Below are 18,038 nucleotides of genomic sequence, written 5' to 3' on the forward strand. Positions count from 1 at the left end.
GACTGGACCCTAGACAAGTCCCATCGTTGCAGGTCAGGAGCACTTTTCTCTTTTCTGATCACCCATCGGACAGCAGTCGCCGTGAAAGCCCGAGGTTAGGCCCGGCACCGAACAGCTGGTGAACCGAACGCCCGCGCTGCAACCATCTGAGTGCTCCCCTGTCGCAGCCGCAGCCCGCTGTTTGAGGGGAAAGTACTGATGCGCACGCGCATGTCGCTGGCGACTCGGGCTGCCCGGCAATCTGCGGACTTCGCCGTGACACGGCCTGGTATCCGACGTCAGCACGCGCTGACGTCGCACTCACACGAGTGCGGCATGACACTGAGAGAGGTCTCTGAATGAAGATCGTCACAGACTGGCTCGCAAGGCTCCTGGTGACACTCGCCCTGGTCGTCGCCGGGGTTACAACGACGGCTACCGTGGCACAGGCCGCACCCGCGACCATGCACCCCGCGGCCTCAGCCGTGATCTGCACCGACTCCCCCATCCCCTCGGGATGGGTCATCACCGGCGTCTCGCCTGGCGCCATCCAGTGCGACGGCTACGGCGCCTTCACCATCCAGACGCCCTACAGCGGTCAGGTGATCTGCGCCAACTCCACCATCCCCGCAGGATTCGTCATCACCGGCGTCTCACCTGGCGCCATCCAGTGCGACGGCTACGGCGCCTTCACCATCCAGACGCCCTACAGCGGTCAGGTGATCTGCGCCAACTCCCCCATCCCCGCAGGATTCGTCATCACCGGCATCTCGGACGGCGCCATCCAGTGCGACGGCTACGGTGCCTACACCCTGAGGTCGGCATAGCAGCAACCATCAGCGCGGACGGCTGATGCAGCAATGGCCCATCACGGCCAGTGAGCTGATGATGGGCCGGTGGTTCAGGCCCAGAGTCCTCAGTGGGTGGCGGGGTGCTGGTTGGGGTGCAGATGGGGGCGGGTCAGGGACGGATCAGGGGCGGGTCAGGGGGGCGTTGTTGAGGTGGGCGGATGACAATGAGCGATGTGACTGACTATCGGACCGGACGGGTCATCGGGGCCGCATTCGGGCTTGTTTTCGTCGGGGCGAATGCCGGGGCGCTGCCGGCCGCGGTCGCGATTCCGCTGCGGGTGCTCGCGATCGGGGGGTTTCTCGCCGTGCTGTTGGGGCGGAGGAGGGGGCCTGCTATGCGGACCGGCGGCGGGTTCGGGTGGGGCTACTGGGGGGTGGTCGCGGCCGAAGTAGTGGCCCTGGCGGGCGGGTTGGTGCTGATCAACAGCGTGCTGCACGCCCACCGGGCGACGTTGCCGTGGATGGCGCTCGTGGTCGGGGTGCACTTCTTCGGGCTGGCGGCCGTCTGGCGGCTGGCCTCGATGCGGGTGCTGGGCGCAGCGATGGCGGTATGCGGAGGCGCGGGGCTGATGTTCGCCGTCTGCGGCGCGCCGGCAGTGGCGATCGCGACAGTGGCGGGGGTCGTCCCCGGGGCGCTGCTGCTCGGCCATGCATGGTGGCCCACCCGCACCTGAGCGCAAGAGGGAAGACCTGGTGGCCCCGAACTCCTTCGGGTGCGGTTCTTCTGGAGTGAAGGGCTGAGCTGGCTGAACGCCGGGGCCTGAAGCTGGCTACAGGTGCGGGTGGGCGGCGTGCTTGCCGTACCGCCGCGTTGCGTGATCAGATTGCGGCAGCATCGCGTGCCGGTGGCGGACTGCGCCAGGCATGGAGGTGCGGAACCGAAGGGACCGCCATCCGTGGCTTCCCGCGACGGCGACCGTGTAGCCGCCTTGAGTCTGCAGCTCTCACAAGCACATCAAGAACTGCGTCGCCAGATCAACGAGATCAGGACAAGTCTCGGACACCGCCGGTTGAGCGACGACGCACTTGTCACCCATTGCCTGGCCTTTTGTGCCGCGCTGACGTCGCACCATCAGGGCGAGGACGACGGGATGTTCTCCCAGTTGCTGCGCGAACGCCCGGGTCTCGCAACGACGGTCGCGAATCTTGTTGAAGATCACGGCGTGATCGCCTCGATCCTGTCTCGGGTGCGTGAACTCGCTGACAGGGCTGCCGAATCGCGTGGCCCGGTCCTGGAGGCGATCGGGCGTGAGCTTGACGGATTGGCGGCGATCATGGAATCACACTTCAGCTATGAAGAGCGGACGATCAGCGAGGCGCTCGACGACGGGGCACCTGACACCGACTGGACGGACATGGTCTTCCGGTTCGGTATGGCATGAGTCGACATTGTGGGTGCCGATAAATCATCCCGCCCGGTCAAGCAGCATGTCGGTACTCGTGGAGGGTTCCGCCGAGTCTGTCTCGTCGGTGGATCTCCAACTGCCTGATCTGTGCTGGTTCGTTGATCGGTTGGGGGAGTGGCCGCAGTGGGGCGGCTTGGCCGAGGGCTCGGTGTGGTCGGTGGCTGTTGTAGAACTGCTCGTACTCGCGCGGTGCGTGGAGAAGGTGGGTCTGGTTCCAGATCAGGGTGCGGTCGAGGAGCTCGTGCCTGCAGGTCTGTATCCAGCGCTCGATCAGCGAGTTCATCCGTGGGATGCGGATGCCGGTGGTGACGACTTCCACTCCGGCATCGGTCAGCAGGGCGTCGAAGGTGGCGGTGAACTTCGAGTCCCGGTCGCGGATCAAGTACCGGGCCCTGCTGCCCGCATCCTCGAGATCCATGAGGAGGTTGCGTCCGAGCTGTACGATCCACTCGCCGGTGGGGTGCGCCGTGGCACCCAGGATCCGGATACGCCGGGTCGAGTGCTCGATGACGGCGAAGACGTACAGCCGCGCGCCCGTCAGGGTGCGGACTTCGAACAGGTCGCAGGCCAGCAGGGCCTCGGCCTGGTTGCGCAGGAAGTCGGCCCAGGTGGTGTTCTGCCGTTCCGGTGCGGGAGGGATGCCATGTTCCTTGAGGATCTCCCAGACGGTGGACGCGGCGACCTTGATGCCCAGTGCCGTGAGTTCGCCGTGGATTCTGCGGTAGCCCCAGGACGCGTTTTCGCGGGCGAGGCGCAGGGCCAGGGCACGGATCGAGCGGATCGTGGGCGGGCGCCCGCGTCGCTTGGGTACGCAGGTTGCGGCGTGGCGCCGCTTGGGCAGGTCGCGATGCCAGCGCAGGATCGTGTCGGGCCGTACGAGCAGCAGGAGGTGGCGCAGTTTGTCCTTGGGGAGGTGGTGGAGCAGGCTGGCGAGGACGGCGCGATCGGTGTCGGTGAAGTTCGGCTTCCGGGCCTGGCGTTGGAGGACCAGCAGTTGGTGCCGCAGCGCGAGGATCTCGATGTCCTTGTCTCTGTCGCTCATGGGCAGGAGGCGCAGGAACGCCAGGGCGTTGGTCGCGGCGAGGTAGGCGAAGCGCAGCAGCACGACAGATCATGATGCCGCCGACGCCCTTCCAGGTGAAGACGCCGGAGCGGTACTGGCCAGAGCCGAAGGACGGCAGCAAGGCTGTGACCTGCGTGGATGATTTATCGGCACCCGCACACTCGCATACGATTTTGCGGTGGTGAGTCGGTTGCGGCGTGTTCTACGCCGATCGCTCGTTGGTTTGTGTGTGTCGATCGCGTTCGTCACCGTCCTGCTGGCGGTTCATCAGATGGTGCGAACTCGCGGTTGTCAGCTGGTTGGGCCAGATGTGCGTGGTTACGCTCGGTCGCGTCGTCCGAAGGGGGCGGCACCCGTCGCGTGCCGCGCGCGGCCAGGCCGTCCCGGCCGCCATGCGCTGGAACGGATCACGCTCGGGCAGTTCCCACGGGAGTGGACATGAGTTCTGTAGGTCGTAAGACCGTCGCGGTGATGGCCGCGGCTTTGGCATCGTTGGGTGCGGGGAGTGGCGTCACCGCGTCTGCGACCACCCCAACGCCCGCGTCGTGCAGCAGCGGGGCGCAATGCCCCAGCCTGAAGCCGACAAGGCTGACGGCCAGCCAGGCCACTTTGAACGTCACCCAGATGCAGTTGGAGAACATCGACGCGATGGCGTCCGACGCGGTGACCGGGGAGCCCATCCGCGGTGCGAAGGTCGTGTTCGCCACCATGGGCGGCCGGACGCTGGGGATGGCCTACACGGACGATTCCGGCATCGCCGCGATCGCCGCTCCGGAGGACCTGGGCCCCGGAACCCTCCAGGAGTTGCTGGGCGGCTACGAAGCCGCGCTGGTCGGCGATGGCATCCACGCCCCCGCCGGGGCCCACGGAGCGATCACCGTCGGCACCGACCAGGGCCCCGGTGTCCCGGGCAACCCGTGTGCCGTCTGCAGTGACCGCGGGCTCAAGCAGGACGTGGTCCCGGTCGACTGGAGCCGGTGAGGATGCGGGTCTTCCGCCAGCGGTCCCGGGCGGCCGACCGCAGTGCCCCGGCCCGTCGTTTGGCCGGCGCGCGGGAGGGCGGCGCTGCGGCCACGGTCGGTGCGGTCAACGGCTACGCGATCCTGGAGAGCGTGGCCGCGCTGCCGATCAGTACCTGGCGCTACCTCTGGGAGCCCGAAGACGTGCGTCACCTCGGGCCGATGGCCCAGGACTGGCAGGCCGCCTTCGGCTTCAACCAGGACGGCACCACCATCCCCGTCGTCGACGGCCTCGGCGTCGCCCTGGTCTGCGTCCAGGCACTGCACCGCCGCGTGGAAGAACTCACGGCCGAAGTGAACTGCCTGCGAGAAGCCGCGAGCGGGAACAAGCCCGAGGCCGCGTGACGACGCCAGACGTCCTGCCGTGATGCTCCAGCGGTCGCAGGGCCGGACGGCCAGTGGCCACGGGGCGTCCCAGGCCGAGCCTGGCCCACGGCCGCCGTCCACTCCCGGAGAGGACTTGGAGGAGTCGGCCGCTGCGGAACACTCGTCGCGATCCAGAAGGCAGGAGACCATGACAAGACAGGACACCTCGGCGCGACACGGCACCGTGACGGGACCATCCGAGGCGATGGATCAGCGGCCGGCGGTGTGTACGGACGCGATCTGGCGGCTTCCGGTGACGGTCTGTCGCATCACCCAGTTCCTGGGTGAGCGAACGGCCAGCGCCTTACTGGAGCGCGCCATCGCGTCCGCCGGCGACACGTGGAAGCCCTCGATGATTCGAGACCGGGAGGTGGTCCCCGACATTCGCCGGTCCCGCTCCTGCCAGGACTTCACCGCGCCCGAGTTGCTGGCAGCCATCGACGAGGTCCTGGAGGCGGTCGAGCACACGCTGGGCATCTCCTGCCAGTACACCGAACCCAGTTACAGCCTCAACGTGCACAACGACGGCGACTTCTACCGGGCGCACCAGGACACCAGCGCCGAGTTCGCCCCCCGGCGTCTGCTCACCTTCGTGTATTACCTGCATCGCACACCCCGGCCCTTCGACGGGGGAGAACTGCGTGTGTTCGACGCCGCCCTGCCCCTGCACACCGAGACAGCCGGAAAGTGGCAGGAGCGCACATGGCGGGACTGGGAGCCCGAGCACGACAGCATCGTGTTCTTCCGACCCACCGCCTGGCATGAGGTGCGGCCGGTCAGCTGTCGGAGCAAGCAGCACGCGGACAGCCGCTTCGCCATCAACGGCTGGCTGTGCAGCCCTGACCCCGCGAACCGTGGGAATGACGTGGGTCTGTGAGGCTCATCGCCCCGGCGCCGACTGACGCGGATGGATCCCCGGGAGTCGGGCTCGTTGTTGGCGCTTCTCTGCACCCACGCGAGTGCCTCTCATCAGGGCGGATGAGGTTACCGGCAAGGGCAAGGCCAAACGACTGAGTTCGCTGAGTAGACGCCTCGATTGGATGAGAGCGGACAATTGCCGCCGGCTGTCCTGTCTTGCCGAAGGGTTGAGTGATCTCACCGAACTTTGGTGACATGCCAGTTCGTCTCAACGGCGGAGCCAGGTTTGCAGCCGGTTGTCGAGCCTTCAGCGAGTCGGCGCAGGGTCAGGGCAGCGCCGAGGAGCTGTACGCCGTGGGTGGTGTGCGGGTCCAGGCCGGTCAGTTGGGTGGCGCGGGCGAGGCGGTTGTCGACGGTGTTGGGGTGGACCTTGAGTGCTTGGGCCGTGCGGCGCCGGTCGAGGTCGCAGTCGAGGAACGCGGCGACGGTCTCGACCAGGCCGGCGTGGTGGTCCAGGGGGTCGAGGAGTGCGGACAGTTCGGCGGCGCTGTCCTTGGATCCGGCCAGATGGTAGTCGAGTAGCACGTCCTGGAGTCGGTGCACGCCGGCTGTGCGGGCGATGGCGGCGATCCGGCGTGCCTGTTCGGCGGCGGCGGGGACGTCCTCTGGGGTGGCCGCGAGGGCGGCCCCGGCGATCGCCGGGCGGGGCAGGCCGGTGGACAGGTGTCGGACGAGGTCGGCGTGGGGTGTGCCGAGGGGGAGCAGGATGTGGCCGCCTTGTTCGTCCGGCAGGCTGAGCGCTCGGCCTGCCGCGGCCGGCGCGAGCCGGCCCAGGACCTGGTGGAGCAGTCGTCGTGCGGCCACCGGCTCCTGAGGTGCGGGGGCGCGGACGCTGAGTACGAGGTAGCCGGGTTCGAGAGGCAAACCGTAGCGGGTGGCCACGTCCTGTGGCGCGTCGCCGCGGATCAGTGCCGCGGCCAGTTCCCGTCCAGCCGCCTGCTGGTCGGCCGCCCCCAGCAGGTACGCCTCGGTGACCTGCTCGACCATGGCGTTGACGGCCCTGAAGAGCCGGCGGGCGAGCCGGAGAAGGGCGGCCTCCTCTCCGGGGCGGGCGGCGGCGCAGAGCGCGTCGGTCAGCACCTCGGCGCCGACGTGGTACGACCTGAGGAGCCCGATCAGGGGGATGCCTTCCGCGGCACGCTGGGCGGCGCGCTCCCGGAACACCTCGGCTTCGGCGTCGGCGAGGCCCTGCGTGCAGCGCAGGAAGTCGCGGATCGCCTGGCGGGCGGTCGAGGCGGCCTCCAGGTCCTGCAGATCGCCGGGGAGGCGGTCGAAGCCGGGGACCTGGGCCCGCTGGCGCTCGACGACCTGCCTGGCCAGTTGGTTGATCCGGGGTTCGAGGCGGGCGGCCAGTCGGACCGCCTGCTCACGTATGTCCTCGCTGGACTCTGGTGCCTCATGTGACGACCCGCTTCGTTGTGACACGTCACAACGATATGCCGTCGTGAGTGTCCTCCCCGCCGATGGCCCTGGCCCGTCGGTGGGGCGACAGTGAAGCGCGGGCGATCGGATCTTCGTCCCGCACGGTCGTGATGGGTAATTGAATGCTGGAACGAGCCGATGGGGATGGCATGGGTTCTCTCCCTCGCCGGGTACGCCGCGGGGCGCGCAAGCACGCTAACCGTCCTTCGGCGCGCCGACGTTGTGCCTCGCCTGGCGGTCGGCCAGGCCGGCCCGTCCTCATGCGGAGCACCTTCCGACCGCCCGCCCGGGTACCCGAAAACGTCGCTGCACGGCGCTGAAGATTAGAGCGTCGCCGCTGCAGCCACGGGGTGCCGTCAACTCTGACAACTGTCGTGTGAGGAACAACCGTTATGAACGCAACGCGTCAACCCCGACGTTGGGGTGCCGCCGCCTGTGTGGGGACGGCGGCACTCGTGCTGGCCGCCGGGCCGGCAACCGCCGCCCAGGCGAGCGCGGCACAGCCTTCGCCCGCTCCCGCCGCCACCACCGACGCGGTCAACGCGTATGTCTACGGCTACCCGCTGGTCCTGATGCGGGCCACCGAGCAGGCGTCCACCAACGTCGTCAAGCCCGATCCGGCGAGCATGCAAGCGCCGGTGAACCAGTTCGCCAAGGCGGACACCACTCCAAGCCCGCAGTTCCACACCGTGGTGGCCCCCAACGTCGACACCCTGTACACCTCGGCGTGGCTGGACCTGAAGGCCGGGCCCGTCGTGCTCCACGTGCCGGACACCCACGGCCGGTATTTCCTGATGCCCATGCTCAGCGACTGGACCGACGTCTTCGCCTCGCCGGGAACCCGCACCACCGGCAGCGCGGCCGGCGACTTCGCCATCACCGGTCCCGGCTGGCACGGCCGGCTGCCCGCCGGAGTCAAGCAGATCAAGGCCCCCACCCAGACCGCGTGGATCATCGGCCGAACCCAGTACAACGGCCTCGCCGACCTGCCCGCCGTCGAGGCCCTGGTGAGCCACTACACCCTCGAACCGCTGAGCGCCTACGGCCACCCCTACACCCCGCCCGCAGGCCACGTCGACCCGACCGTCCCCGCCACGGCGCCGGCCGCCCGCGTCGCCGCCATGAACGCGCAGAGCTTCTTCTCCCAGCTCGCCTCGGCCATGGCCACCAACCCGCCCGCGAAGAAGGACGCCCCCATGGCGGCCACCCTGGCCCGCCTGGGCATCGTCCCCGGCCGGCCGTTCGACGTCAACGCCAAGGGCCCCGCCACAGCGCAAGCCCTGCGCCAGGCCGTACCCGCGGCCCAGCAGGAGATCCAGGCCGCGCTCGCCACATCCGGAACCAATGTGAACGGCTGGCGCGTCATGCGCAACCTGGGCGACTACGGCACCGACTACATGCTGCGCGCGGTCACGGCCTGGTACGGACTCGGCGCCAACCTCCCCCAGGACGCCGTCTACCCGCTGACCCGCACCGACAGCCAGGGCAAGCCGCTGACCGGAGCCGACCGGTTCGTCATCCACTTCGCCCCCGGCCAAACCCCGCCGGTGAACGCGTTCTGGTCCCTCACGATGTACGACGCATCCGGCTTCCTGGTCCCCAACCCGATCAACCGCTACGAGGTCGGACACACCGTCAAGCCGACACCCAACCCCGACGGTTCCATGGACATCTACATCCAGCACGACACCCCGTCGGCAGGCGAGCAGTCCAACTGGCTACCCGCACCCAGCGGCCAGTTCTCCCTGATGCTGCGCATGTACTGGCCCAAGCCCAGTGTCCTCGACGGCACCTGGACCCCGCCCCCGGTCACCATGACCAGCTGACGCAAGCCTTGAGGCAGCAATCCTGCAACCGGATCGTGAGATTGCCCCGCTTCGCTGCTTGTGGGCGCGGACGCATCGTTCGAGGACACCACGGATCGGTGGCGGCTGAACAACGGTTCACCCGCCACCGAGGGGCGTATACGTCCCGGGGCGGTTCCCGGCGCGACCCAGGGCGCGTATCGGATGGTGATCAAAGCACCGGGACAGGGTCTCCACCATGGCCGCGTGGTGCCGGGAGTCGTAGTCGATGAGCTGCCCGAGCCACTCGTGGACGAACGTCTCCAGTGCCCGGTAATCGTTGCCAGGTCCCAGGATGCGGTAGAGGCCAAGCTCGTCGAAGAACGTCGTGCCGTAGCGCTCGCGGGAGTGGCGGAGCACTTCCAGGGCGCGCTGCGCCTCCTGGTAGCGGCGGGGGATGTCGTCCAGGGAGTCGCAGGGGGCGCTCACCCCGATCGTCCCGGACCGTGTCCCGATCTCCCGGGCGAGCGCCTCGTACAGAGCGCGGGCGTGCGGCCTGTCGTCGGCGATCAGGACCACGTGGTCGGAACGTCGGGTCAGCAGCGAGCGCATGCCCACGGCAGAGGCCGCCCGGCCCACGGTCTGCACGAAGGAATCGTCCGCACTCCGGTTCGACTACTGCACCACGACGATGCAGGTCGTGTCCGACGGCCTCGGACCGGGCGTAGGCGCTCGCCTCGTCCGTCCCTGCCAGGAGGTCGTCGACCAGCTCGCGGTGCAGTCTCAGCTCCACTTCGGCCAGACTGCGCAGGTGCGCCATCTCCAGTGCGAGCGACGTGGCGGCGTGTTCCATCGCGAACACGGTGTGCTCGTCGGCCTCGCCCCGGGCATCGACCAGGGCCAGCACGCCCAGGATCTCGTCGTGCGGGCGTACCAGGGTGATCAGCCGGTCCTTGATTCGCACTGGCCCGGTCTCTCGGGCGACGGCGTGCAGCATTTCGTCTTGGCGCACGGGGTCCGGTTCCGGATAGGGATCGGGGCGGCTGGGGCCGGTCCAGGACCTCAGCCGACCGAAGCGGTCCTCGACCAGCGCGGGGAGTCCAGTGAGCCCGTGCAGTGCGCGGGTGACGGCTTCCTCGCCGCCGCCCGAGGCAGCGACGTCGGCCATGAGCGCGTGAACGGCCCGCTGGTACCCCAGCTCAGCCACGACGGAGATCAGCTGCCGCTGGAGGGCTGTGCGCTCCTCCCTGAGCCGGTGCAGCTCCAGCGCGTCCTCGCGTTGGCGGCGGTGTGCGAAGGCGACCGACAGAGCAGCAGCGGTGTGCCGGACGAGTATGGCGAGCAGGGGGCGCTCGGCCTCGGTGGGCTGGCGGTGCGACGTCACCACGAGGTAGCCGTGGAGTCTCTCAAGTCCGCGCAGCCCCAGCGCCCAGCCCCAGGGCCTGCCGGGTACGGTCACAGGGCCGTCCTGCCCGGCCAGCTCCCGCACCCTCCGGTCCACGGCCACGGCATGGATTCGCCCATTCGTCGGGCTGGGGACCAGGTCGCCGTCCACCCTGAGGTATCCGGCCTCGGCGCGGTATGGCCCTGCGGCGGCTATGTGGTCCATGGCCAGGCGCAGGATCTCGCCTTCGTCCAGGGTGTCGAACAGGGCGCTGTAGAGCACGATCAGTGCGTGGAGGGCATGGTCGGATGGGGTCGTAACGGGTGGGCGGGGCCCTCTCCGCGCGGCCATGGGGGCCGCCCGGCGCTGCCCCACGGAGGGCTGCCCTCCCGGTCGGAGCGGCGGCGGTACGGATTGTGTGCCCGGCTGCCGGCCATGGGATCACTCCGTTCTCCCGGGCCTACGGGCGGGTCGCACCCGCTCGCGGGCCGGCTCATCCGAGATGCTCGGATTTTTCCTCTAGTAGTACTCGTGGGGCGACCGAACCCGTGCTTTTCTGACTCGCCAGGCCCAGGCGTGGAGCCATTCGGCTCGCCACCCTGGGATTGTTCGAACCCTCTGTGCGCACCGGCAGGAAGGGCTGGGCGATGATCGAGCAGTATCGCAGGCCGGTTGCCTCGTACAAGACGTACCGGGAAGCGGAACGTGCCGTTGACCTCCTGTCTGACCGTGGGATTTCCGTGGAGAAGGTGGCGATCACCGCCCAGGACGTGCGCTTGGTCGAGCAGGTGATCGGCCCGATGAACTACGGCAGGGCCGCCCTTCACGGGACGGCGAGCGGTGCGGTCCCCGGTGTCCTGATCGGCTGGCTGTTCGGCCATGCGAACTGGCTCGACCCCGTCGTCTCCGCCTTGCTTTTCGTCCTGTACGGGCTGATCTTCGGGCCTGTTGTCGGCGCGCTGTTCGGCGTGCCGCTACACGCCCTGCAGGGCCGTTGCCGGGCTTTCGCCTCGCTCCGCTCGATGCAGCCGAGCCGGTATGAGGTTGTCGTGGACGAGGCGCTCGCCTACGGGGCTGTGCGGCCGATCGGCGCGCTGCAGACCGCAGGCGGAGGTCCCATCCGTACCTGAACATACGTGATCCGGAGAGTCGACGCAGGCCGCCGCACGGGAGGAGATCCTCATGGCCAAGGCAGTGGGCATCGACCTGGGCACCACCAACTCGGTGATCGCCGTGTGGGAGGGCGGCGAGCCGTCCGTCGTGCCCAACAGCGAGGGCAACCGCACGACACCGTCCGTGGTGGCCTTCACCGACACCGGCGAGCGACTGGTGGGCCAGCTGGCCCGGCGCCAGGCGATCCTCAACCCGAAGGGCACCATCTACTCGGCCAAGCGGTTCATCGGTCGGCACTTCGACGAGATCTCCGACGAGGCCAGGGCGGTGGCGTACGACGTCGTCGAGGGCGACGGCGGGGCGGCCCGTTTCAAGGTGCGGGACAAGCTGTACGCGCCTGAGGAGATCAGCGCACAGGTGCTGCGCAAACTCGCCGACGACGCCTCCAAACAGCTGGGGGAACGGGTCACGGAGGCGGTCATCACGGTGCCCGCCTACTTCAACGACGCTCAGCGCACCGCCACCAAGGACGCCGGACGGATCGCGGGACTGGAGGTGCTGCGGATCATCAACGAGCCGACGGCGGCTGCCCTCGCCTACGGCATGGACAAGAAGCAGCACGAGACCGTCCTCGTCTTCGACCTGGGCGGCGGCACCTTCGACGTGAGCATCCTCGACGTCGGCGACGGCGTGGTGGAGGTGCGCTCCACCGCCGGCGACAGCCACCTGGGCGGCGACGACTTCGACCGGCGTCTGGTGGATTACCTCGCGGACGACTTCCAGAAGGAGAACGGCATCGACCTGCGCAAGGACCCGCAGGCGCTGCAACGACTGTTCGAGGCGGCGGAGAAGGCCAAGACCGAGCTCAGTTCGGTGACGCAGACGCAGGTCAGCCTGCCGTTCATCACCGCTGACGCGTCGGGCCCCAAGCACCTCACCGACTCGATCATGCGGTCTACATTCGAGCAGATCACCGGCGACTTGGTGGAGCGTTGCCTGGGACCGGTCCAGCAGGCCATGGCCGACGCCAAGGTCGGCGAGAGCGACATCGACGAGGTCATCCTCGTAGGCGGCTCCACGCGTATTCCAGCGGTCCAGGCCCTGGTCCGCCGGCTGACCGGCGGCAAGGAACCCAACATGAGCGTCAACCCCGATGAGGTCGTGGCGCTGGGCGCCGCGATCCAGGCCGGGGTGCTCAAGGGCGAGGTCAAGGACGTCCTGCTGCTCGACGTCACACCCCTGTCGCTGGGCGTGGAGACGCGCGGCGGAGTGATGACGAAGATCATCGAGCGGAACACCACCATCCCGGTGCGCCGTACCGAGACCTTCTCCACCGCCGAGGACAACCAGCCGGCCGTCGATGTGGTGGTCCTCCAGGGCGAACGCGAGCGGGCCGCCGACAACCGGGTGCTCGGCCGGTTCCAGCTCACCGACATCCGGCCGGCGCCGCGGGGCGAACCACAGATCGAGGTCACCTTCGACATCGACGCCAACGGCATCCTCAACGTCAGGGCCCGCGACCGGGACACCGGCAAGGAACAGGGCATCACCATCAGCGAGAGCTCCAACCTGGACCGCAGTGAGGTCGAACGCATGGTCCAGGAGGCCGAGCGCAACCGGGGTCAGGACCAGGCACTCCGCGAGGCCGTCGACGCGCGCAACGAGCTCGACGCCGTCGCCTACCAGGTCGAGAAGCGCCTCGCCGAACTGGGCGACGCAACGCCCTCGCACGAGAAGGCACGTGCCGAGATGCTCGTGTCCGACGCCCGGGCGGCGGTCAAGGAAGAGGCGGGCGTTGAGCGCGTGCGATCCCTGACCTCCGAACTCCAGCAGGTGCTTGCCGGGCTGGCGGCCCATCAGGGCGCCGAGGCCACTGGCGGTCCCAGCCAGGACGCCGCCACCGGTGGTCCCACGAGCGGCGGTGGCGGTGGCGACGATGTCATCGACGCCGAGTTCGACAAGGACTGAGGCGCGCCATGCCCAGCCACCCCCAGGAACCTGACCGGGCCGCGTCTGATCCGGTCGAACCGGTCCCGGAAGGCGCCGTACGCCCTCCTCGCGGGGATTTGCCGCAACCGGGCCCGCCACCCCGGCCGGAGGCGGCGAACGACGAACCGGGTCCCGACGCCGCCGGCCCCGCGCGTGCCGAGGACGAGTACACGACCGCGATCCAGGAACTGGAGGACCGCTGGCGGCGCGCGCTCGCCGATCTCGACAACCTTCGCAAGCGTCAAGCCAGGGAACTGGAGCGGGAACGGGTGGTCGAGCGGTCCCGCACGGCGGCCGCCTTCCTGCCCGTTCTGGACAACCTCGAACTCGCCCTGACCCACGCCGGTGCCGATCCGGGCGCGATCGTGGAGGGCGTCCGGGCCGTACGCGACCAGGGGGTGAACGTCCTCGAACTGCTCGGCTACCCGCGGCGGGCGGAGACAGGCGTCGCCTTCGACCCGGCCCGGCACGAGGTGGTCGGCGTCGTCCAGGACCCCGACATCGAGCCGGGCACCGTCGTCGAGGTGCTACGCCCGGGCTACGGGGACGGCGAACGACAGCTCAGGCCCGCCGCCGTGACTGTCGCGAAGCGGGAGTGAACGGCGATGGCACGGGACTACTACGAGGTGCTGGGCGTGTCGCGGAGCGCGGGCCAGGACGAGATCCAGCAGGCATATCGCACACTCGCCCGCAGGCACCACCCCGACGTCAACAAGGACCCCGGGGCGGAGGAGCGTTTTAAGAACCTCAACGAGGCATACAGCGTCCTGTCCGATCCCAAGACCCGGGCCCGCTACGACCGCTTCGGCGAGGATTTCCGCAAGATCCCGGAGGACTTCGACGAACGAGTCGCGGCGGGAGCGGGCGGCGGCTTCGGCGGTGGGAGGACCGCAGGTGCGGGCGGTTCTCGCGTCCGGTACGCCACCGGCTTCGGAGCGGAGGACATCGACATCAACGACCTGCTCGGCTCCATGTTCGGAGCCGGTGCCGCCCGAGGCGGCGTCCCCGGTGCAGACCAGGAGGCCGAGCTGCCGCTCACCGTCGAGGAGGCGTACCGAGGCGGCCGTCGCACCGTCACGCTCGCCGGTCCCACCGGGCAGCCGCGGCGGTACGAGGTCAACGTGCCGCCGGGCGTCACCGACGGGCAGCGCATCCGGCTGGCGGGCGAGGGCGGCCGGGGCAGTGGTGACGCCCGCGCGGGCGACCTGTACCTGCGGGTGCGTATCCAGCCCCACCCCCGGTTCCGGCTGGACGGCCGCGATGTGCACGTCCAGGTCCCGGTCGCCCCTTGGGAGGCGGCCCTGGGTGCGACCGTGCCGGTGCCCACCCCCGGCGGTGGCACGGCCAAGGTCACGGTGCCCGCGGGCTCCTCCAGCGGCCGGCGGCTGCGGCTGCGCGGCGAGGGCATGCCGAACCCGCGCGGCGCGAACGGCGACCTGTACGCCGAACTCCGTGTCATGGTGCCGCCCGCCCTCGGCGACCGGGAGCGCGAACTGTTCGAGGAGCTCGCCGCCACCTCCTCGTTCGACCCCAGGAGGACGCGATGAACAACCGACCCGCGAGAGCGGCAGGCCGGGCCGGCGTGGGCGACCGTCCGGTACGAACGGGCGCCGACGTCACCGCCTCGACGGCCGCCCGGTACGCGCTGGTGCCCGCCCCCAGGCTTTCCCTGGACGCCCTGGCCCGTCTCTCGGGCCTCCACCCCGATCTGGTCCGTCGGTTCGTCGCCCTCGGCTTGGTCGACGCCGAGCGCGACGCCGCGGGGCACCTGGTGTTCGACTCCACAGCCCCGGCGGTCCTCGCCCGTATCCAGCGGCTGCGCTCCGGACTCTGCCTCAACTACGCATCCATCGGCCTGGTGCTCGACCTGCTCGACCACATCAGCCTGCTCGAAGCCGCCCTGCGCGGCCGCGGCACGAGGAGTGAAACGCCCCCATGGACATGAACCGTCTCACCCAGAAGTCTCAGGAAGCCCTCCAGGAGGCCCAGAGCGCGGCCGTCCGCATGGGGCAGACCGAGGTAGACGGAGAACACCTGCTGCTCGCACTTCTCGATCAGGAGGACGGTCTGATCCCGCGGTTGCTGCAACAGGCCGGCACCGAGCCGAAGGAACTGCGTGCGGCCGTGCGCGAAGAACTCTCCCGCCGCCCGAAGGTCACCGGCCCCGGCGCGGCACCCGGCCAGGTCTTCGTCACTCAGCGCCTCGCCCACCTGCTCGATGCCGCCGAGCGGGAGGCCAAACGCCTCAAGGACGAGTACGTGTCCGTGGAGCACCTGCTGCTACCCCTGGTGGAGGAGGGCTCTTCAACCGCCGCCGGGCGACTGCTGAAACAGGCCGGCATCACCAGGGACTCGTTCCTGAGCGCGCTCACCCAGGTCCGCGGCAACCAGCGCGTCACGTCCGCCAACCCCGAAGTGGCCTACGAGGCTCTGGAGAAGTACGGCCGCGATCTCGTCGCCGAGGCCAGGGACGGCAGGCTCGACCCGGTCATCGGCCGGGACGCCGAGATCCGCCGCGTCACCCAGATCCTCAGCCGCAAATCCAAGAACAATCCCGTCCTCATCGGCGACCCCGGCGTCGGCAAGACCGCCATCGTCGAGGGCCTCGCCCAGCGCATCGTCCGCGGCGACGTGCCCGAAGGTCTTCGCGACAAGATCGTGTTCGCTCTCGACATGGGTTCCCTGGTCGCCGGTGCCAAGTACCGCGGTGAGTTCGAGGAACGCCTCAAGGCCGTGCTCAGCGAGGTCAAGGCCGCCCAGGGACGCATCCTGCTCTTCGTCGACGAGCTGCACACCGTCGTCGGCGCGGGCGCCGCCGAGGGGGCCATGGACGCGGGCAACATGCTCAAACCGATGCTCGCCCGCGGCGAACTCCACATGATCGGCGCCACCACCCTCGACGAGTACCGCAAGCACATCGAGAAGGACGCCGCTCTCGAACGCCGCTTCCAGCAGGTCCTGGTCGACGAGCCGAGCCTGGAGGACACCATCTCCATCCTGCGCGGACTGCGCGAACGCCTCGAGGTCTTCCACGGCGTGAAGATCCAGGACACCGCGCTGGTCTCCGCGGCCACCCTCAGCCACCGCTACATCACCGATCGATTCCTGCCCGACAAGGCCATCGACCTCGTCGACGAGGCGTGCGCCCGGCTGCGTACCGAGATCGACTCGATGCCCGCCGAACTCGACGAGATCACCCGCCGCGTCACCCGCCTGGAGATCGAGGAGGCGGCCCTCTCCAAGGAGACCGACCCCGCCAGCAAAGCCCGCCTGGAGGAGCTGCGCCGGGAACTGGCCGACCTGCGCGGCGAGGCCGACGCCAAACACGCCCAGTGGGACGCCGAACGGCAGGCGATCCGCCGCGTGCAGGAACTGCGCCAGGAACTGGAGCAGGTCCGCCACGAGGCGGAGGAGGCCGAACGCGCCTACGACCTCAACCGCGCCGCCGAACTCCGCTACGGCCGCCTCCAGGACCTGGAGCGCCGACTCGCCGCAGAGGAGGAACAACTGGCCGCCAAACAAGGGCAGAACCGGCTGCTGCGCGAGGTCGTCACCGAGGAGGAGATCGCCGAGATCGTCGCCGCCTGGACCGGCATCCCCGTCGCCCGCCTCCAGGAGGGCGAACGCGAGAAACTGCTGCGCCTTGACGAGATCCTGCGCGAGCGCGTCATCGGTCAGGACGAGGCCGTCAAGCTCGTCGCCGACGCCATCATCCGCGCCCGCTCCGGCATCCGCGACCCTCGCCGCCCCATCGGCTCGTTCATCTTCCTCGGCCCCACCGGCGTCGGGAAGACAGAACTGGCCAAGACCCTCGCCCGGGCCCTGTTCGACTCCGAGGAGAACATGGTCCGCCTCGACATGAGTGAGTATCAGGAGCGGCACACCGTCAGCCGGCTTATGGGCGCACCTCCCGGATACGTCGGCTACGAGGAAGGCGGCCAGCTCACCGAGGCCGTACGCCGCAAGCCGTACTCGGTTGTGCTGTTCGACGAGATCGAGAAGGCGCACACCGATGTCTTCAACACCCTGCTGCAGATCCTCGATGACGGCCGCATCACCGATGCTCAGGGCCGCACCGTCGACTTCCGCAACACCGTGATCATCATGACGTCCAACATCGGCTCCGAGCACCTCCTTGACGGCGCCACCGCTGAGGGTGAGATCAAGCCGGATGCCCGTGCCCTGGTGATGGGTGAGCTGCGCGGGCACTTCCGCCCGGAGTTCCTCAATCGCGTCGACGACATCGTGCTGTTCAAGCCGCTCGGTGAGCGGCAGATCGAGCGGATCGTGGAGCTGCAGTTCGACGAGCTGCGGCAGCGGGTCGCCGAACGCCGTATCACCGTCGAACTTACCGATGCGGCACGCGAGTTGATCGCCCACAAGGGCTACGACCCGGTGTACGGGGCCCGTCCGCTGCGGCGCTACATCTCCCACGAGGTCGAGACACTGGTCGGGCGCGCCCTGCTGCGCGGCGACGTCCAGGACGGCGCGACGGTGCGCGTCGACGCCGAGCACGGAGAGCTGGTGGTCACCTTCGACCAGCAGGAGGGGGCTCGGGAAGCGAGGGCGGCGTGACCACCACCCGGTCGACGACGGTGAACTGCCCGAACTGCGGGCGCGGGAACCGGGTCCCCGTGGCCGCAGAGGGCTGTGCTTCCCCTCGTAGCGTGGAGTCGTGACCCGATAAGGAGTTGAGGGTGGGGAAGCGACGTACGTACGACGCCGAGTTCCGGGATGGGGCCGT

At 69.1% G+C, this 18,038-nt stretch carries 16 protein-coding genes; 13 read left to right on the forward strand and 3 right to left on the reverse strand.

Annotated features, from left to right (window positions below):
- Nucleotides 1-338 precede the first annotated feature (338 nt).
- The 3 genes from ACZ38L_RS34845 to ACZ38L_RS34855 all read left to right on the forward strand — a co-directional run bounded on the left by ACZ38L_RS34845 (nt 339) and on the right by ACZ38L_RS34855 (nt 2,212).
- Nucleotides 339-806, forward strand: coding sequence for a hypothetical protein (locus ACZ38L_RS34845; protein WP_465701189.1), 468 nt, complete (start codon nt 339-341; stop codon nt 804-806).
- Nucleotides 807-988: 182 nt separating this feature from the next.
- The gene (locus ACZ38L_RS34850; protein WP_465701191.1) at nt 989-1,504 is read left to right on the forward strand and encodes a hypothetical protein; all 516 of its coding nucleotides are present in this window, start codon (nt 989-991) and stop codon (nt 1,502-1,504) included.
- 222 nt (nt 1,505-1,726) lie between these two features.
- Complete coding sequence (locus ACZ38L_RS34855) at nt 1,727-2,212, forward strand: hemerythrin domain-containing protein (protein ID WP_465701193.1); 486 nt, start codon at nt 1,727-1,729, stop codon at nt 2,210-2,212.
- 37 nt (nt 2,213-2,249) lie between these two features.
- Here ACZ38L_RS34855 and ACZ38L_RS34860 read toward each other — a convergent pair whose 3' ends face one another.
- The gene (locus tag ACZ38L_RS34860; protein ID WP_465701195.1) at nt 2,250-3,341 is read right to left on the reverse strand and encodes an integrase core domain-containing protein; all 1,092 of its coding nucleotides are present in this window, start codon (nt 3,339-3,341) and stop codon (nt 2,250-2,252) included.
- 567 nt (nt 3,342-3,908) lie between these two features.
- On the opposite strand from ACZ38L_RS34860, the gene ACZ38L_RS34865 reads away from it, so the two are divergent.
- The 3 genes from ACZ38L_RS34865 (at nt 3,909) to ACZ38L_RS34875 (ending at nt 5,561) form a co-directional block, all read left to right on the forward strand.
- The gene (locus ACZ38L_RS34865; RefSeq protein ID WP_465701197.1) at nt 3,909-4,280 is read left to right on the forward strand and encodes a hypothetical protein; all 372 of its coding nucleotides are present in this window, start codon (nt 3,909-3,911) and stop codon (nt 4,278-4,280) included.
- A gap of 2 nt (nt 4,281-4,282) precedes the next feature.
- Nucleotides 4,283-4,663, forward strand: a complete 381-nt coding sequence (locus tag ACZ38L_RS34870) for a tail fiber domain-containing protein (RefSeq protein ID WP_465701199.1) — start codon at nt 4,283-4,285, stop codon at nt 4,661-4,663.
- Between the two features lie 226 nt (nt 4,664-4,889).
- Complete coding sequence (locus ACZ38L_RS34875) at nt 4,890-5,561, forward strand: 2OG-Fe(II) oxygenase (protein ID WP_465701201.1); 672 nt, start codon at nt 4,890-4,892, stop codon at nt 5,559-5,561.
- A gap of 218 nt (nt 5,562-5,779) precedes the next feature.
- On the opposite strand, the gene ACZ38L_RS34880 is transcribed toward ACZ38L_RS34875, so the two are convergent.
- A complete protein-coding gene (locus ACZ38L_RS34880; protein WP_465701203.1) occupies nt 5,780-7,027 on the reverse strand; it encodes a PucR family transcriptional regulator in 1,248 nt (415 codons plus the stop codon).
- Nucleotides 7,028-7,416: 389 nt separating this feature from the next.
- On the opposite strand from ACZ38L_RS34880, the gene ACZ38L_RS34885 reads away from it, so the two are divergent.
- On the forward strand, nt 7,417-8,850 hold the full coding sequence (locus ACZ38L_RS34885; RefSeq protein ID WP_465701205.1) for a DUF1254 domain-containing protein: 1,434 nt from the start codon (nt 7,417-7,419) through the stop codon (nt 8,848-8,850).
- Nucleotides 8,851-8,967: 117 nt separating this feature from the next.
- Here the strand turns inward: ACZ38L_RS34885 and ACZ38L_RS34890 are convergent, their stop codons facing one another.
- On the reverse strand, nt 8,968-9,456 hold the full coding sequence (locus ACZ38L_RS34890; protein ID WP_465701207.1) for a PucR family transcriptional regulator: 489 nt from the start codon (nt 9,454-9,456) through the stop codon (nt 8,968-8,970).
- 1,383 nt (nt 9,457-10,839) lie between these two features.
- On the opposite strand from ACZ38L_RS34890, the gene ACZ38L_RS34895 reads away from it, so the two are divergent.
- The 6 genes from ACZ38L_RS34895 to clpB are packed head-to-tail and all read left to right on the forward strand — an operon-like array spanning nt 10,840 to nt 17,869.
- The gene (locus tag ACZ38L_RS34895) at nt 10,840-11,322 is read left to right on the forward strand and encodes a YflT domain-containing protein (RefSeq protein WP_465701209.1); all 483 of its coding nucleotides are present in this window, start codon (nt 10,840-10,842) and stop codon (nt 11,320-11,322) included.
- 52 nt (nt 11,323-11,374) lie between these two features.
- The gene (dnaK, locus tag ACZ38L_RS34900; RefSeq protein WP_465701211.1) at nt 11,375-13,273 is read left to right on the forward strand and encodes a molecular chaperone DnaK; all 1,899 of its coding nucleotides are present in this window, start codon (nt 11,375-11,377) and stop codon (nt 13,271-13,273) included.
- Between the two features lie 8 nt (nt 13,274-13,281).
- Nucleotides 13,282-13,893 carry a nucleotide exchange factor GrpE gene (locus ACZ38L_RS34905; RefSeq protein WP_465701213.1) on the forward strand — a complete coding sequence of 204 codons (612 nt, stop codon included), beginning with the start codon at nt 13,282-13,284 and terminating at the stop codon, nt 13,891-13,893.
- Nucleotides 13,894-13,899: 6 nt separating this feature from the next.
- Nucleotides 13,900-14,841 carry a DnaJ C-terminal domain-containing protein gene (locus ACZ38L_RS34910; RefSeq protein ID WP_465701215.1) on the forward strand — a complete coding sequence of 314 codons (942 nt, stop codon included), beginning with the start codon at nt 13,900-13,902 and terminating at the stop codon, nt 14,839-14,841.
- Nucleotides 14,838-15,239 carry a chaperone modulator CbpM gene (locus ACZ38L_RS34915; RefSeq protein ID WP_465701217.1) on the forward strand — a complete coding sequence of 134 codons (402 nt, stop codon included), beginning with the start codon at nt 14,838-14,840 and terminating at the stop codon, nt 15,237-15,239. Before ACZ38L_RS34910 ends, ACZ38L_RS34915 begins: the two co-directional genes overlap by 4 nt.
- The gene (gene clpB / locus ACZ38L_RS34920; RefSeq protein WP_465701219.1) at nt 15,230-17,869 is read left to right on the forward strand and encodes an ATP-dependent chaperone ClpB; all 2,640 of its coding nucleotides are present in this window, start codon (nt 15,230-15,232) and stop codon (nt 17,867-17,869) included. The genes ACZ38L_RS34915 and clpB overlap by 10 nt, the downstream gene beginning before the upstream one ends.
- The last annotated feature ends 169 nt before the right edge of the window (nt 17,870-18,038 follow it).

It is taken from the genome of Kitasatospora sp. NPDC024654, from assembly GCF_055559155.1.

Coding starts and splice junctions, on each gene's coding strand:
- ACZ38L_RS34895 (WP_465701209.1), top strand. CDS start 10,840: ATGATCGAGCAGTATCGCAGGCCGGTTGCCTCGTACAAGACGTACCGG.
- ACZ38L_RS34850 (WP_465701191.1), top strand. CDS start 989: ATGACAATGAGCGATGTGACTGACTATCGGACCGGACGGGTCATCGGG.
- ACZ38L_RS34870 (WP_465701199.1), top strand. CDS start 4,283: ATGCGGGTCTTCCGCCAGCGGTCCCGGGCGGCCGACCGCAGTGCCCCG.
- ACZ38L_RS34905 (WP_465701213.1), top strand. CDS start 13,282: ATGCCCAGCCACCCCCAGGAACCTGACCGGGCCGCGTCTGATCCGGTC.
- ACZ38L_RS34915 (WP_465701217.1), top strand. CDS start 14,838: ATGAACAACCGACCCGCGAGAGCGGCAGGCCGGGCCGGCGTGGGCGAC.
- ACZ38L_RS34910 (WP_465701215.1), top strand. CDS start 13,900: ATGGCACGGGACTACTACGAGGTGCTGGGCGTGTCGCGGAGCGCGGGC.
- ACZ38L_RS34845 (WP_465701189.1), top strand. CDS start 339: ATGAAGATCGTCACAGACTGGCTCGCAAGGCTCCTGGTGACACTCGCC.
- dnaK (WP_465701211.1), top strand. CDS start 11,375: ATGGCCAAGGCAGTGGGCATCGACCTGGGCACCACCAACTCGGTGATC.
- ACZ38L_RS34885 (WP_465701205.1), top strand. CDS start 7,417: ATGAACGCAACGCGTCAACCCCGACGTTGGGGTGCCGCCGCCTGTGTG.
- clpB (WP_465701219.1), top strand. CDS start 15,230: ATGGACATGAACCGTCTCACCCAGAAGTCTCAGGAAGCCCTCCAGGAG.
- ACZ38L_RS34875 (WP_465701201.1), top strand. CDS start 4,890: ATGGATCAGCGGCCGGCGGTGTGTACGGACGCGATCTGGCGGCTTCCG.